Source organism: Nonomuraea sp. NPDC049714 (assembly GCF_044465295.1).
GTDB lineage: Bacteria > Actinomycetota > Actinomycetes > Streptosporangiales > Streptosporangiaceae > Nonomuraea.
In genome coordinates this window covers 821,732-836,730 of the sequence record NZ_JBITLM010000002.1, presented here as the reverse complement: position 1 = coordinate 836,730, position 14,999 = coordinate 821,732, and the positions used below count along the sequence as shown (strand labels likewise).

The following is a 14,999-nucleotide window of genomic DNA, read 5'->3' as shown; positions in this document are numbered from 1 at the left end:
GGTGTTTCATTCGTTCTTAGGGCAGTTGCTCCAGTAGCCTCCTCCGTTCGTGTCGGGGATGAAGGCGCCTTTGTTGCTCGTGACGGTCCAGGAGACGAGCATCGTGAGGGTGCCGTCGCCGGCCGTCGCGCCCTCGGTGCTGCGGCCGTCGCCGGTGGCCGTGCCGGACCAGCCGATCGTGATGACACCCGATTCCGTCATGGGCGGCCCCGAACAGCCCGGCCGCTCGGCCGGGGCCCGGACGGTGAAGGTGTTGCCCGAGATCACGATGCCGTTCGAGCCGGTGAACGAGGTGACCTCGCAGTCGCCGGTGCACGACAGCTTGAACGTCCCCGTGCGTTCCGTCCCGAGCTGCACGGACTCCGGCGACAGCCGCGCCACCGGGGCGGGTGGTGCCGGCAGCGCCTTCTTACCGGCCTCGGCCTGCTCGTCCTGAGGCGTGGGAGCCGTGGCCGTGTCCGTGGGCGAATTCTGATCGGTCGCCTCAGCCGTGGCCGTGCCGGTGGGCGACCCCTGGCCGGTCGCCTCGGCGGCAGGGGCGGTCGGCCGCATGGTCGGCGCGGGCGCCTCGGTGGCCTGGGCCGGGGGAGCCGACGCAGAGGGGGCGGGCGCCAGCGCCGTCGGGCCGGTCGCCGAGGCGGCCGTCCCCGACGTCTGGTTCCGGAAGACGGACCAGGTGAGACCTCCGGCCACCATCACCAGACCGATCACCAGCGCCATCCGGACCAGCCAGCGCAGGGAGATGCGCGCCTCGGGGTCGTCCTCGTCCGGCCGCCCCTCCCAGAACTCCTCCCACTGCTCGTCCCCCTGCTCCCGCACCCGCAACCTGCGGGGCTCCCGCACCTGCAGCCGTTCGGGCTCCCGGACGACGAGTCGCTCGGGTTCCCGCGTCCGCAGGCGTTCGGGTTCCGGCGCTTGCGGGCGTCCGGGCTGCTGCGTGTGAGGGTCGTCGGGCTCCCGCACACGCGAGGGGCCGGGCTCCCGGACCCGCAGTTGATCGGGTTCCCCCGTGTGCGGGGTGTCGGATTGCCGGGCCTGCGGTCGTTCGGGTTCTCGCGCGTGCGGGGTGTCGGGTCTCTGTACGTGGGGTCGTTCGGGCTCTTGGACGTGCGGGGTGTCAGGTTCCCGTACGCGCAGTTGCTCGGGCCGTACGCGTGGCTGGTCGGGGTTTCGTACGTTCTGGCGGTCGGGGCCTTGGGTCAGCCGTGGGGGTTGGAGGGCCCACACCTGCCCGCGCTTCGCCTGTGGGTCCCGCACGGGCTCGGGCGGCCGGTCATTCGCCTGGTGCTGCTGGGGGGGCCGTTCAGACTCCTGTACGGGACGCTCGCGGGAAGGGCGTTCGCCGGAGAAGACGAGTTTGTCTCCTGGCTCGGCACTTCGGCGCGGGGTGCTGTCCGGGGCCTCGGCCCTGGCGACGGCTGCCTTGGGGAGCCTGCGGCCGAGGTCGGGCGGCTCCTGTGGTGAGCGGCCTTCGGCCGTCTGCCGGGTGGGGGTACGCCTCTGCGAGGGGATCTCCGGAAGGGCACGAGCCGGACCCGTGGCGACCAGCCGGCCCAGCCCCTGGTCCGGCCCCGCGGTGGGCGGGTCGCGCCTTTCGTCCGGAGCCACGAGGTCGGTGGGTCGTTGGGTTTGCTGGCCTGGGATCGTGCGGTCGGTGGGTCGATGGGCCTGCTGATCCGGGACCGTGGGGCCGGGGGCGTGGTGCTCTGCTGGTAGGTGTGTCGCGTCCAGGAGGGCCGTACCGGCGGGGGAGAAGGGTTCCCTTCCGCCTTGGGCCAGGACTGCGGGATCCCGGCCGCGCGGCGTACCGCCGGTGGTGCCTGAAGGAACGGCGGTGGCGGTGGTCGTCGCTGTCGGCGAGGCGTCGGTGATCGTTGCTCTTGGGTGAACGCCGTTGGCGGGTGCCTCTGAGGGGGCGTCGCCGGTCGCGGGCCTCAAGGGAGTGCCGGGCGCCGTTCCGAAGGGTGCCTTGCCGATGGGGGCGGCCAGCGGACCGCCGCTGGGCGACACCCCCGGCGCGGCGCTGCCGGACGGCACCCGTGACGGCGCGGCGCCTGAAGGGGCACCGGCGGGCACCGGCTGCGCGGGCCCGCCGCCGGACCCCCCGCCGCCGGACCCCCCACCGCCGGACGTCCCGCCGAACCCCCGGCCGGGCCCCCCGCCGCCGGATGTCCCGCCGAACCCGCCACCGCCGAATCCGCCACCGCTGGGCCCTCCGCCGCCGGACGCGGTGGCGTTGGGTGCGGTCCCGGTGGGACGGGGGCCGATGGACGCGGTGGCGCCTGACGCGGTTCCCGTGGAGCGGGTGCCCGTCGAGTGGGTGCCGGTGGGGCGGGGGGCGCTGGTTCTGGAGGGTTCCTGGCCGGTGGCGGCCGCGCCCGCCACCGGCCAGGAGGGTTCCCTGGTCTCCGTCGTGGGGCCGGGGACCAGGGAGATCATCGCCGGAGGGGGTTCCACCAGGCCGCGGGCCTGTCGGGGGAATCCGTCCGGTCGCCACAGGGGATCGTCGCCGGGCAGCGGCCGGCCCCAGGCGGGCTGTTCGCGCAGGGTGCTGGGTACGGCCGCCAGGGGCAGGCGGTGCAGCAGGGTGGTGGCGCGCACGGTTCTCGGGGCCGCCCGGCAGGCCGAGCAGGACAGGATGTGCCGGGCGATCCGGGTGCGGTTCCGCCTGCCCGGCGCCTTGGTCCAGTCCGTGACGCGGGTGGACAGCCGCGGGCACCCGTCACGGGTCCTGGCCGCGCGGACGGCGGCGAACCACTCCTCCAGGGTGTCGGCCGCCTCGGCGACGATGGCCGCCACCTCGAACGCCTCCGCGTCGAAGATCACGGCGATGTCCGCGTTCGTGAGTCCGTGCCGTACCGACAGGTCGAGCAGTTCCCGGTGCGGGCCGTCGAGGGCCATCAGGCCCTCGGGCACCAGGTCCGGGGCCACGCCGGGCCGCGACCACGAGCCGGTGCTGGCCGGCCTGGTCGCCGCGATGGCGGCGCGGTGGGCGCGGGCGAGCGCGTACAGCCAGGGCCGCGTCAGCCGTGGCTCCGCCAGCCGGTCCGCGTGCGCGTGCGCCGACAGCAGCGCGTCGGCGACCGCCGCCTCGGCGTCGGAACCGGCCAGGGCCGTGCGGCAGTAGTCGTAGAGGTGGCGTCCGTGCTCGTCGCACAGCTCACCGATGGCCTCGCGCGCCTCGTTCGACAGCGTCCGCCACATCTGATCGACATCTCCTCACGTCAGCGCGGGAACCGCGCTCGGCCTCGCCCCGGCCTGCTCAGGGAGAGGCCCGCTAGACGGACTCCACGGCGGCGTGCGAGCCGGGGTGGTGCGAGCCGGCAGGGTGCGAGCCGGGGTGGGACGTGCGGGGGTGGGGCGTGCGGAGGTCGTTCATGAGGCTCTCCCGTGAGCGGCCGCGTGGTGCGGCGTCCGGTTCAGCGTGACCGGCTTGCCCGTCGCCCGCGACAGCGCCCACCAGGCGCTGCACAGGTTGGACGTGAGCAGGACCCGGTCGTTGCCGGCGCCCAGCGTGCCGAGCGCGGGCAGCGTCGCCATGCCGCTGCCGGTGAACAGCAGCACCGCGTCCGCCGGCAGGTCGGCCTGCTTGACCTGCTCGACGAGCTCGCTGGGAGTCATGGCGTACGGCGCGTAGCCGCCCTGCGCGCGCACCGGCAGCACGCCCGCGATCCGCAGCCCCGCCGCCTTCCAGAACCGCTCCGCCAGCTCAGTGAGCCACGGCTGGTACGGCGAGATCAGGTGGATCTCGTCCAGCCCGAGATGCTCGATCGCCTCCAGCACGGCCACCGTGGCCGAGGCGAACGGCACCCCGCACTCCTCCGTCAGCCGCAGGCAGCCTTCGCGGTCCTCGTCGGGGTCGAGCAGGTAGCGAGGGCTGTCGCAGGCCATGATGAGCGCGTCGAGCGGCAACTCGCCGAAGGAGTAGGCCATCGCGGGCAGCGCCTCGTTGTAGCTCTCCAGCCGCTCGGCCAGCGCCCGGCCGGGCCGTACGGGGAAGCGGCTGACGTGCATGTCGGCCCGGGAGCCGAGCAGGCGGGTCAGCTCGGGCTCCGCCGACGGGTTGCCGGGCGGCACCATCACGCCCACCCTGCCCCGGCTCATTCCGGCCTCCCGCGTCGCCGTTCGTGCGTTCGGACGTGTCTCCGGACGTGTCTCCGGACGTGTGTCCGTTCGTGCGTCCGGACGTGCGGCCGGAGCCGGTGCACGGGCCTGACGGTGGCCGCCGACGTCGCCGGCCGTTCGCGTGCGGCCGCTCGGGTCCCGCCTGCCGGGACGCCGTGAGGCGGCCGGTAGGGGCCGCGAACCTCGTCAGTGCGCATCATCACTCCTGTCGGTGCCGGTTCGCCCCGGCTGTGGGGAGGCCGGGGTGAGCGGGCGGATCATCACGCCGTGGCGGCGTAGCTGTCCGCTGGGATGGCGGGGACGGAATCCAGGAGGAAGCCGGGCGGGCGGTTGGGCACGCTGGCCGCGACCATGCGCTCCGACAGGCCCGTGGTCAGGCGGGCGAGGCCGATCCTCGGCGGCGCCTGGCCGCCGGTGACCGTGGTGGCGACGCGGCCCGCCAGCGACAGGTGCTCGCCGCAGCGCTGGCGTACCGTGGCCTCCAGTCCGGCGACCTGCGCCAGCCGGAGCCGCAGCGGTTCGAGCGAGGCGGTGCGCTGCAGGCCGTCGAGGTCGGCCAGCCGGCCGGGCCAGCGCAGCTCCTCACGGATGCGGGCTTCCACCTCGGGGACGATCCGCTCGGCCGGCAGCCCTTCCTGGCACAGCCGGGTGGCGATGGAGACCGCCGTGAAGGACGTCAGGTCGAAGTCCGCCAGCCGCCCCGCCAGGGCGGCGTGCAGCACCCGGACGCGGTGCGCCAGGCAGTCGGCGCTCCAGCCCAGCACGAGCAGGCGGTCGGTGCCCGTCTCGGTGTGCCAGCCGGCGAGCCGGAGCTGGTGCGCCATCCGGTGGTAGAGGCTCCACCTGTCACCGTCGCCGTCGATCCATATCTGGACGCCGCCCAAGGGCAGATCCGTGACGTGAATCGGCGTGCCTTCGGGCGCGGCCCGGGCGCAGATGCGCTCGACCACCCGCTCGTGTGCCGGTGGAGCCGTATTTCTGGTGAACCAGGGACTGACCTGGTGATCAACGGTCACGTCCTGCCACCTCCCTGTCGGGCCTCAAGAAGAGGCTCCGGCTGTCAGGTCTCAGTTTCCACGTGTCGTACGATACTGGCCAAAGGCACGATGTGGTGTCAACTCTCAGTTTTCGGATAACGTGAGGCTCTGAATGCGGGGACAATGACCTGAAGCGGGCAGGCGGCTGCGTGCCCGACCAGGCCAACGCCGGAAGAGCGTTCACGGGTAGCAGGAGGATCGCGTGGCGAAGTTCGCTGAGCGGCTGGATCTCGCGCTGAACAAGCGGAGCTTCACAGGTGCTCAAGTCGCTGCCGCCCTCACCGAGGCCGGCATCCCCATCACCCGCGCGTACGTCAGCCAGTTGCGCACCGGCAAGCAGACCAACCCGACACTCCAGGTGCTCCGGGCGCTGGCCGCTTCCCTCCAGGTGAGCGTGGGGTGGCTGGTGGGTGAGGATTATGTGGAGTCCGGCACGGTTGACGATCTGCAACTGCGGGCCGGCGGGATCGGCCTGACCGCCTCCGGGCTCTCCGAGGAGTCGATGGTCGTCCTGCGGGGGGTGATCGAGCTCGCGCGCAAGGCCGAGGGCCTGCCCGAGCATCCGGAGCCCGCCATGGAGATCCCCGACGCGGCCGCGCCGCTGGAGGAGCCGATGCGTCAGGCGCTCGGTGAGCGGCTCCGCTCCCTCCGCCTGGCCACGCAGTTGTCACCGGAGAAGGTGGAGACCGCGCTCGGCAGGGGCGCCGTGGCGGTCGAGGCGATCGAGGAGGGCCGGCTCGCCCCCGCCCCGGCCACCGTCGAGCGCCTGCTCACCCTCTACGGGGTCACCGCGATGCCGGCCCGTGAATACGTTCTGTCGCTGGCCCGGGGCGAGCGCGAGCTGGAGTGGTACGACTCCGACTGGGTCCCCGTCTGGCTGGCCACGACCTGTGCCATCGACGCGAGGGCCTCGGTCATCCGCACCTATCACACCCACTTCGTCCCGCCGCTGCTGCAGACGGAGACGTACGCGCTGGCGGCCATCGCGGCGATGGACATGGGCTCGTTCCGGCAGACCACGGCCGACGCGGCGGTGGACATCCTGGTGGCCCGCCAGAAGCTGATCGGCAGCCCGGGCGGCCCGGTCGTGTGGGCGGTCATGGACGAGGGCGTCCTGCTCCGCTCGATCGCCACCCCGCAGGTGATGCTCGACCAACTCGACCAGTTGATCGAGTACACCAAGCGGCCGAACATCTCGCTGCACATCGTGCCGATGGAGGATCCGGCCTACGTGCCCCGCACCGGCCCGTTCACCCTGTGGCGCTTCCCCGAGGCCTTCGAGCCGGACATCGCCTGCTCGCACGCGCTCGAAGCGGACGAGCTGATCACCGACGCGGTGATCGTCGAGGGCTACCACCAGGCGTTCGCCAAGCTCTCGGTCACCACGACGACCCGCGACGAGACGCTTGACCTGCTCTACTCCCATCGGGAGCGGCTATCCCACGCCCCGGCGAATGAGATCATTCGCGACCGCTGATAGTGAAAAGCCATATTTCCTGAAACAACTTCGGCATGTGTTGTTTTATAGGGGCTTTTAGGGATCATTATTGACTTGGCTGTCCGAAGTGGGGTCAGAGACCGGAAGTATCTTTCCCATGAAAGTGGCGAGGGGAAAGGGGCGAGACTGAATGCGTCAACGTGCCATCCGTAATCTGGCCAATCTGGACACCGCGCATGCGAGGGTCACGCGGATACTCGACGCCGCCACCGGCGGCAAGAACAATTTCCGGGCGGACAGAGACGCGGTGCACCGTTACGACGTCTCCGCCGCCGTGACCACGGCGGCAGCGCGGGCGATCCAGGGCTATCTGTCGCGAGTCGTGCGTCATCTGGCGCTGGTGGGCATCGACCAGTTCCTGGTCGTCGGCAGTGGGGTGCCGAGCGGCCTGCCGCAGGGCCGTCAGCTGCACGACATCGCCCGCGAGAGGCCGAGCGAGTCCTGCGCGCGGGTCGTGTACGTCGAGAGTGATCCGATGGTGCTGGCGAATGCGCAGGCCACCATCGAGCCGATCACCGATCTGGTGCGCGTGGTCGAAGGCGACGTGCGGGAGTTCGACGAGATCCTCGACGACCGCATCGTGCGCACCTTCGTGGACTGGAACCGGCCCATGGCCTGGTTATTGGTCTCCACGCACAGCCTCAGCGACGACGAGCAGGCCCGCTACATCATCAAGCGGCTGCGTCAGTCCGTGCCCGTGGGGAGCTATCTGGCCCTGTTGCAGACGACCTTCGACGGCATCCCCGCCGAGTTGCTGCCGGCGATCAACGACCTGCTGGCGATGACGCTGCCCGGGCACGCCGTCCGCACCCGTGCGGAGGTGGAGGCGTTGCTCGACGGCCTCGACCTGCTGGAGCCCGGACTGGTGTGGGTCCCGCAGTGGCGGCCCGACCGGGACACCACCGACTGCGCCGACCAGCCGGCCGCCTCGGGCAACTACGCGGCGGTGGCCCGCCTGCCCTGAGCGGCGCGGGCGGCAGCCCCACCAGAAAGGCGTCATTCTCCCCGAGTTACGTCAGTCCCACCGGAAAGACGTCAGTCCCACCAGAAAGACCAGGTGTGCCCGCCGATGATCTGCTCGGCGTACCCCTGAAGATCTCCCGGGCCCTGCACCACGTTGTCCGGGCAGAACGCCCAGTGTTCGGCCGCGACGTGCAGCGCGTGCTCCGGCTCGACCGGTGGCGCCGCCACGCTCAGCTCCAGGGTGTTGAAGCCCACGCACACCACCCGGACCCCGAAGCGGTCCTCCCAGCTGCGCACCACCGCCGCCAGTGGCACCATCCACTCGTTGTGGTGCAGCGCCCCCTGCCAGCCCATCACCGCCAGCGCGTCGGCGCTGCGGGAAGCGGCGACCAGGCCGAGCGGCATGCCCCGGTCCGCGAGCTCCCCGGCGTACCAGTCGGCGACGGCGTCCGGATCGGCCACCGGCACGCCGGGCGGCGCGGGCCCCGGGCAGAGCGCGCCGTAGGGGTACAGCTCGTCCAGGGCGTCCTGCGGCATCTTCGACACCCACTCCTGCCACACCTCGGTCATGAACCCCTCGGCGGTGAAGTGCTCGATCAGCATCGGCTCGTCGGGCACCACCTGCCCCACAGACCAGGGCTGGGCGGACTCGTCCAGCAGGATCGGCCAGAGCCCGCTGCGGCGGTGCTCGGCACGGAAGCGGCGCCACTCGTCCGCGCTCACGGGCTCGTCGCTCATCCAGAACGCGGGCCGCGGCGACTGCCCCTGCTCCGTGTAGCCGGGGTCGGGCCAGACCACGCCCCCCTCGGGCAGGCCGATCGACAGGGAACGCCCCCTGCCACCGTCGGCGAACAGCCGGCACAGCTCGCGCGGGAGCTGATGATCGTTCATGCCCTACCGTTCCGATACCGAATCCTGTCTCGGAGATGGTAATGCCGCCACTGGCTTCAGGACTTTTGTCCTAGCCGATCCCGTATCCACGAATCTTCCGGGCCACCGCCGGTGTCGGCGACGGTGAGGGCATGAGAATTCTGCTGGCGATGGCCGTACTGCTCACAGCGTGTGCCACCACCGACGCCGGGACCGGATCCCGGCCCGATCCCGAGGTCGTGACGACGGACGCCGGCGCGGTCCGCGGCGCCCTCAGCGGACAGCACCGGCTGTTCCAGGGCATCCGCTATGCCACGGCGGCGCGCTGGGCCGCGCCGCAGCCGGCGCCCGCGTGGCGGGGCGTCAAGGACGCCACCGAGCCGGGCGCCATGTGCCCGCAGGTGGGCTCCGCCTACGCGCCGATCCGCAGCGAGACGGAGGACTGCCTGTTCCTGAACGTGACCACGCCCGCCGAGCCGGGCACCCGGCGGCCGGTGATGGTCTGGGTGCACGGCGACGGCGCGCTGGGCGCCGGGCACTTCTCCGACGCGCGCAAGCTGGCCGAGCGGGGCGTGGTGGTCGTGACGATCAACTACCGGCTGGGCGTCTTCAGCGGTTTCGGCCATCCGGGACTGCGCGACTCCGGCACTTACGGGCTGCAGGACCAGATGGAGGCACTGCGCTGGGTACGGCGCAACGCGGCGGCCTTCGGCGGCGACCCGCGCAACGTGACGGTCTTCGGCGTCTCCTACGGCGCGCTGGCGATCGGCGGGCTGCTCACCGCGCCGGCCGCGAAGGGCCTGTTCGACCGGGCGATCATGCAGAGCGGCGAGACCATGATGGACATGCCCGCCGGCAGCATGGTGCCCGGCCTGCCCGCCCAGCCGTCGTTCGCCTGGCGGAGCGAGGCGGAGACGGCCGCCATGGGTGAGCACTTCGCCGGGCAGCTCGGCTGCTCCGACCTGGAGTGCCTGCGGCGGCTGCCGGTGAAGAAGATCCTCGACGTGCCGCAGATCATGAACGCCTTCCAGAGCTACGCCTACGGCAACGGCGTGCTGCCGGACTCGCCGGCCACGGCCGTCCGGGAGGGACGCTTCCACCGGGTGCCGGTGCTGGCAGGGGCGACGCGGGACGAGCACCGGCTGTTCGTCGCGATGAACTACGACATGCAGGGCAAAACTCCGGATTATTCAGCTCTGGTACGGGAAGCGTTCGGCAAGAAAGCACCGCACATTCTCCGGAAATATCCGGTAAATCGGTATAAGTCCCCCAGCATGGCGTGGGCCGCCGTCCTGACCGACCGGATGTGGGCCCGTGCCACCCACGAGCAGAACACGCTCCTGTCTCGCCACGTCCCCGTGTACGGCTACGAGTTCGCCGACCGGAAGGCGCCGATGTTCCTGCCGCTGGAGACCGACTTCGCATGGGGCGCCTACCACGCCGCCGACCTGCCGTACCTCTTCGAGGACGAGAAGGCCGCGCTGTCGGCGGGACAGCGGAAGCTGTCCAGGCAGATGATCGGCTACTGGACGAACTTCGCCCGCGGCGGCGACCCGAACGGTCCCGGCCTGCCCTCCTGGCCGCGCCTGTCGTCCGGCACGCAATCCATGCAGCCCGGGTCCGGCACGTTGTCCCTCGAGCCCGGCGCCGTCCGGACCGTCGACTACGCTGCCAGGCACCGACTGGGCTTCTGGAAGTAACGGGTTACGGAAAAGACGGTTGCGGGAAGACGGAGACGGCCGTGATCAGGATCATGATCGCCGAGGACCAGGGCATGATGCGCGACGCCCTGGCGCTCCTCCTCGACCTGGAGGACGACCTGGAGATCGTCGCCCAGGTGGCCGCCGGGGACGAGATCGTGGCCGCCGCCGCGGCGCACCGCCCCGACGTGGCGCTGCTCGACATCGAGCTGCCCGGCCGCAGCGGGCTGGACGTGCTGCCCGAGCTGCGCGCGGCCCTGCCGGAGTGCGCGGTGCTGATCCTGACCACCTTCGCCAGGCCCGGCTACCTGCGCCGGGCCATGGAGGCCGGGGCGGCCGGGTTCCTGGTCAAGGACGGGCCCGTGGAGGAGCTGGCGGCGGCCGTCCGCCGGGCCGTCACCGGTGAGCGGATCATCGACCCGGCGCTGGCCGCCGCCGCGCTGCACGCGGGGCCGAGCCCGCTGACCGAACGGGAGCGCGACGTGCTGACCGCCGCGCTGGACGGCGCCACGATCGCCGACGTCGCCGCCCGGCTGCACCTGTCGGAGAGCACCGTACGCAATCACCTGTCGTCGGCCATCGGCAAGACCCACACCCGCAACCGGATCGAGGCGGGCCGGCTCGCCCGGCACAATGGGTGGCTGTGACCACCTTCGACGCGATCCTGTGTGACCTCGACGGCGTGCTGCGGCAGTTCGACCACGCGGTCCAGGCGGACATCGAGGCCCGCTACGGCCTGCCTCTCAGGAAGACGGCCTTCGACCCGGCCCTGATCCTGCCGGCCACCCTCGGCCACGTCACCGAGGCGCAGTGGGTGGCGTCCATCGCGGCGGCCCTGGGCGGCGACGAGCGCGCCAGGGCCGCCGCCGCGGAGTTCGCCGCGGTGCCGTTCCGGGTGGACGAGGAGGTCCGGGCGCTGCTGGCCCGGGCCCAGGAGCGGGTGCCGGTGGTGCTGGTCACCAACGCCATGGACACCCTCGAAGGCCACCTCGACCAGCTCGGCCTGACCTACTTCGCCGACGCCGTGGTCAGCAGCGCCCGGGTGGGCGTGGCCAAGCCCGACAGGCGCATCTACGAGATCGCCGCCGAGCTGGCCGGGGTCGCGCCCGAGCGCTGCCTGTTCGTCGACGACCGCCTGGAGAACGTCACGGCCGCCGTCGGGCTCGGCATGACCGGCGTGCACTTCCGCCGCGTCGCCGACCTGGCGGCGGCGCTGGCCTGACCGAGCACGACCTGGGCGGCGCTCGCCTAGCCGAGCGCCATGTCGAAGAAGCGCCGTTCCAGCTCCACAGCCTGGCCGAACACCTCCAGCACCCGCCGCCTGCCGTCCTCGTCCATCACCGCGCCCAGCCGGTCCAGCTCCTCGCGCAGAAAGCCGACCCATGCCCGGAACTCCGGGCCCTCGTGCAGCTCGATCCACTCCCGGTGCACGAAGCTCTCCGGCAGCGGCTCGACCGCCCTGGACGCCCAGCCCAGATAGGTCCACTCGGCCACGCACAGCACCGCGACGATCAGCGGGTAGTCCTGGGAGGCGCGGGCCTCGTCCATGAGCCGCCTGAACGCCACGGTCACCGGCTCGAGCGTCACCTCCGTCCGGCCGCCGAGCGCCGCCAGCGCCCGATGGAAGTACGTCTTCTCCTCCGTGGTCGCCACCTGCCCGAGGAACTTCCCGTACGGGACCCGTGCCTCGAAGCTGTCGGCGCTCGCCACGGCGGCGCCGAGCAGGGCCGTGAAGGAGTCGACGAACTGGAAGTCCTGCTCCAGATAGCGCCGCATGCCGTCCTCGGCGGCCTCGCCCGTGGTGATCGCCATCGCGAACGGGTGCGTCACCACCGCCGTCCACCCGGGCTCACACTGCTCTCGTAGCCAATCGCTGAATCTCTGCTCGCTCACGGCCACGACTGTAGGGCCCCGGTCCCGGCACGGCTCGCGCGACCGTGCCGGAAACCCCGGCCCCCTTTCTAGTAACCGCCGTAAGGCGACTGGCTGGACTTGGTGGGATTGTGGGAGGGCCTGTGGGTGGGCGACGTGGTCGTCGACGGCGACGAGCCGCGCGAACCCGCCGGTCGGATCACGCCCAGCAGGCCGTGCTTGCCGCCGTCGACGCCGGCGGAGAACCACAGGGAGTTCGCGCCGCCGTTGGTGGCGGTGCCGGGCTCCAGGTCCCACAGGCCGGGCAGCGCGATCTTCCTGCCGTTGTTGTCGCGCAGCGCGCCCAGGTGACGGTTGTTGCGATAGGCCTGGATGGTGCCGTCACCGAAGTTGCCGACCAGGAGCGAGTTCGCGTACTGGCCGAGACCGCGCGGGGCCTTGACGATCGCCCACGGCGCGTTGAGCCCGACGCGGGAGATGCGGCCGGTCAGGCGCCCCTCCAGGTCGAAGCGGCTGACGAAGCCCTTGCCGGCGCCGGCCACGGATTTGCCGGTCTCGGGGTCGCGCAGGGCGTAGGCGACCCAGACGTTGTCGTTGATGACCTCCACGTTGAAGGGTGCGTAGGTGCGGGGGACGTTCCGGTCCCTGAACGCCGAGCGTGACAGGCGTACCCTCTCGAAGTCCTCGTCGAAGGCGTGAATCCGGCCGCCGGCGAAGTCGGCGGCGAGCAGGAAGTCGCCGTCGTCGGTCTCCGCGAGCGCCAGGCCCTTGTAGTCGGCGCCGCGGGTGAACGCGCCGATGATCGCGTTCTTCGGGTCGACCTCGGCGTTCCAGCCGGTGATCGCGCCGCTGGGGCTGGCGAACAGGAACGTGGCGGGCTTGCCCTTGACGGTGAAGCCCTCGCCGGGGTTGACCACCTGGCCGGTCGGGGCGCCACCCGGGATCCAGACCTCCGTCTGCTGCTTCCTGCCTTCGCCGGAGTAGACCGTGGCGCTGCCGGTGCCCGCGTTGGAGACCCACAGCGTCTCGCCCATGGCCAGACCCCAGGGATTGACCAGTTTCGGATCGGTGGCCGCTGCCTTTCCGCTGACGTCCGACACGAGGTTGACGACGTCGAACTTCGTCCTGGTGTTGGTGGTGGCCTGTGCGGGGGCAGTGAGAGGAGCTCCCATGGCCACCGCGACAGCGCAGAGTGCGATGATGCGTAACCGCATCCGTACCTCCTTGTTAGCGCTTGTGACGCGAGATACGCGAGAGTCGTGGCCGGGGTTCAGTAAGGTGTTTTCCGCCGAGGCTGGGGGAGTGGGTATATATGGAGGTTCTGGGCATCGACATCGGCGGGTCCGGGGTCAAGGGCGCTCCGGTGGACGTCGAGGCGGGTGAGTTCGCCCAGGAGCGGCTGCGCATTCCCACGCCGAGGCCCGCCGAGCCCGGTCCGGTCGCGGAGGTGGTGGCCGAGATCGTCGACCACTTCACCTGGACGGGCCCCGTCGGCGTGACGTTCCCCGGCGTGGTGCTGGACGGCGTGGTGAGGACCGCCGTCAACCTGCACCCGGCCTGGGTGGGGGTGAACGCCTCCGAGCTGTTCGGCGGCGCGACCGTGCTCAACGACGCCGACGCGGCGGGCATGGCGGAGATGACGTTCGGCAAGGGGCGCGGCGAGCGCGGCACGGTGCTCATGCTGACGTTCGGCACCGGCATCGGCAGCGCGCTGTTCGTCGACGGCACGCTGGTGCCCAACACCGAGCTGGGGCACCTGGAGCTGCACGGCAAGGACGCCGAGCATCGCGCCTCCGACCGGGCCCGCGAGGAGCACGACCTCGGCTGGCACGAGTGGGCCGAGCGGGTGCAGCAGTATCTCCAGCATGTCGAGATGCTGTTCTCCCCGTCGCTGATCATCATCGGTGGCGGGGTCAGCAAGAAGGCCGACAAGTTCCTGCCGCACCTCCGGCTGGACACCCGGGTGATCCCCGCCGAGCTGGAGAACCAGGCGGGCATCATCGGCGTCGCCCACGCCGCCGCCCGCGCCTGAGTCAGCCGGGCAGCGACTCCGCCATGTCGGAGAGCTGGGCCAGCAGCACCTCGGTCTCACGGACGTCCAGGCGCGCCGTCAGGCGGCGCTCGATGGCCAGGACGCCCGCCCTGGCCGCCTTCAGCCTGGCCGTGCCCTGCTCGGTGAGCCGGAGCGGCAGGGCCCTGCCCTGAGAGGCGGTCGCGGGCCGGGTCACCAGGCCCGCGCCCTGCAGATTGCGCAGCACCACGTTCATCGACTGCCTGGTGACGAAGGCGTCTCTGGCCAGCTCGGCGTTCGACAGACCGGGGCGCTGGTCGAGCAGCTCCAGGCAGATGTACTGGGGTGTGGTGAGGTCGTGCTCGCGCAGCGTGGCGTCCATGGCCGAGCGCAGCGCCGCCTGGACCCTCTTGAGCTGGTAGCCGACGAGGCGGCCGAGGTCTTCTTGCTTCATGTCAGTATTTTGACATAGGCTTCTCCTTGTCAAAGTCCTGACATACAAGAGGAGTGCGCCATGACCGTCACCGGAGTCGACTTCGTCGCCCTGCAGGTGCGTGACCTGGAGGCCGCGGCCTCGTTCTACGAGCAGCGCCTCGGTCTCAAGCGCACCTCGGCGGGCCCGCCGCACGCGGTGGTGTTCGACACCGCGCCGATCCCGTTCGCCGTCCGGGAGCCGCTGCCCGGCGTGCGACTGCCCGAGCGCCCGGGCGCCGGCGTCGCGCTCTGGCTCAAGGCCGACGACGCGCAGCGCCTCCACGACGAGCTGGCCGGCGCCGGCGTGCCGATCACGTCGGCGCCGGTGGACGGGCCGTTCGGCCGCACGTTCTCCTTCGCCGACCCCGAGGGTTACGTGGTCACCGTGCACGATGCGTGAACACGGCAGTACGGCCATGTCAAAAGGAGATCAAAAAAGCGCTGCGCGG

General features: G+C 71.5%; 14 protein-coding genes. 7 read left to right on the top strand and 7 right to left on the bottom strand.

Annotation, left to right across the window (positions count from 1 at the left end):
• Nucleotides 1-6: 6 nt before the first annotated feature.
• The 3 genes from ACIBQX_RS10755 to ACIBQX_RS10745 form a co-directional block, all read right to left on the bottom strand.
• Entirely contained in the window at nt 7-3,204 is a 3,198-nt protein-coding gene (locus ACIBQX_RS10755; protein WP_397002906.1) for a hypothetical protein, read from the bottom strand.
• Nucleotides 3,205-3,375: 171 nt separating this feature from the next.
• Nucleotides 3,376-4,104, bottom strand: a complete 729-nt coding sequence (locus tag ACIBQX_RS10750) for a hypothetical protein (RefSeq protein WP_397002904.1) — start codon at nt 4,102-4,104, stop codon at nt 3,376-3,378.
• Between the two features lie 281 nt (nt 4,105-4,385).
• Complete coding sequence (locus ACIBQX_RS10745; RefSeq protein WP_397002902.1) at nt 4,386-5,141, bottom strand: hypothetical protein; 756 nt, start codon at nt 5,139-5,141, stop codon at nt 4,386-4,388.
• 223 nt (nt 5,142-5,364) lie between these two features.
• On the opposite strand from ACIBQX_RS10745, the gene ACIBQX_RS10740 reads away from it, so the two are divergent.
• Nucleotides 5,365-6,639, top strand: coding sequence for a Scr1 family TA system antitoxin-like transcriptional regulator (locus ACIBQX_RS10740; RefSeq protein ID WP_397002900.1), 1,275 nt, complete (start codon nt 5,365-5,367; stop codon nt 6,637-6,639).
• Nucleotides 6,640-6,790: 151 nt separating this feature from the next.
• Complete coding sequence (locus ACIBQX_RS10735; RefSeq protein ID WP_397002898.1) at nt 6,791-7,624, top strand: SAM-dependent methyltransferase; 834 nt, start codon at nt 6,791-6,793, stop codon at nt 7,622-7,624.
• A 71-nt stretch (nt 7,625-7,695) separates the two neighbouring features.
• Here ACIBQX_RS10735 and ACIBQX_RS10730 read toward each other — a convergent pair whose 3' ends face one another.
• Nucleotides 7,696-8,514, bottom strand: a complete 819-nt coding sequence (locus ACIBQX_RS10730; protein WP_397002896.1) for a DUF4253 domain-containing protein — start codon at nt 8,512-8,514, stop codon at nt 7,696-7,698.
• Nucleotides 8,515-8,645: 131 nt separating this feature from the next.
• Between ACIBQX_RS10730 and ACIBQX_RS10725 the strand changes: the two genes are divergently transcribed.
• From ACIBQX_RS10725 to ACIBQX_RS10715, 3 genes are read left to right on the top strand one after another with little or no spacing between them, the layout of a single operon-like run.
• The gene (locus ACIBQX_RS10725; protein WP_397002894.1) at nt 8,646-10,193 is read left to right on the top strand and encodes a carboxylesterase/lipase family protein; all 1,548 of its coding nucleotides are present in this window, start codon (nt 8,646-8,648) and stop codon (nt 10,191-10,193) included.
• Between the two features lie 41 nt (nt 10,194-10,234).
• Entirely contained in the window at nt 10,235-10,840 is a 606-nt protein-coding gene (locus ACIBQX_RS10720; RefSeq protein WP_397002892.1) for a response regulator, read from the top strand.
• The gene (locus tag ACIBQX_RS10715; protein ID WP_397002890.1) at nt 10,837-11,415 is read left to right on the top strand and encodes an HAD family hydrolase; all 579 of its coding nucleotides are present in this window, start codon (nt 10,837-10,839) and stop codon (nt 11,413-11,415) included. Before ACIBQX_RS10720 ends, ACIBQX_RS10715 begins: the two co-directional genes overlap by 4 nt.
• Before the next feature lie 26 nt (nt 11,416-11,441).
• On the opposite strand, the gene ACIBQX_RS10710 is transcribed toward ACIBQX_RS10715, so the two are convergent.
• A complete protein-coding gene (locus ACIBQX_RS10710; protein WP_397002888.1) occupies nt 11,442-12,086 on the bottom strand; it encodes a TenA family protein in 645 nt (214 codons plus the stop codon).
• 68 nt (nt 12,087-12,154) lie between these two features.
• Nucleotides 12,155-13,279, bottom strand: a complete 1,125-nt coding sequence (locus tag ACIBQX_RS10705) for a TIGR03118 family protein (RefSeq protein ID WP_397002886.1) — start codon at nt 13,277-13,279, stop codon at nt 12,155-12,157.
• Nucleotides 13,280-13,377: 98 nt separating this feature from the next.
• Between ACIBQX_RS10705 and ppgK the strand changes: the two genes are divergently transcribed.
• Nucleotides 13,378-14,097 carry a polyphosphate--glucose phosphotransferase gene (ppgK, locus tag ACIBQX_RS10700; RefSeq protein WP_397002884.1) on the top strand — a complete coding sequence of 240 codons (720 nt, stop codon included), beginning with the start codon at nt 13,378-13,380 and terminating at the stop codon, nt 14,095-14,097.
• A gap of 1 nt (nt 14,098) precedes the next feature.
• Here the strand turns inward: ppgK and ACIBQX_RS10695 are convergent, their stop codons facing one another.
• Entirely contained in the window at nt 14,099-14,530 is a 432-nt protein-coding gene (locus tag ACIBQX_RS10695; RefSeq protein WP_397002882.1) for a MarR family winged helix-turn-helix transcriptional regulator, read from the bottom strand.
• 60 nt (nt 14,531-14,590) lie between these two features.
• Here ACIBQX_RS10695 and ACIBQX_RS10690 point away from each other — a divergent pair, with 60 nt between their 5' ends.
• A complete protein-coding gene (locus ACIBQX_RS10690) occupies nt 14,591-14,950 on the top strand; it encodes a VOC family protein (protein WP_397002880.1) in 360 nt (119 codons plus the stop codon).
• The last annotated feature ends 49 nt before the right edge of the window (nt 14,951-14,999 follow it).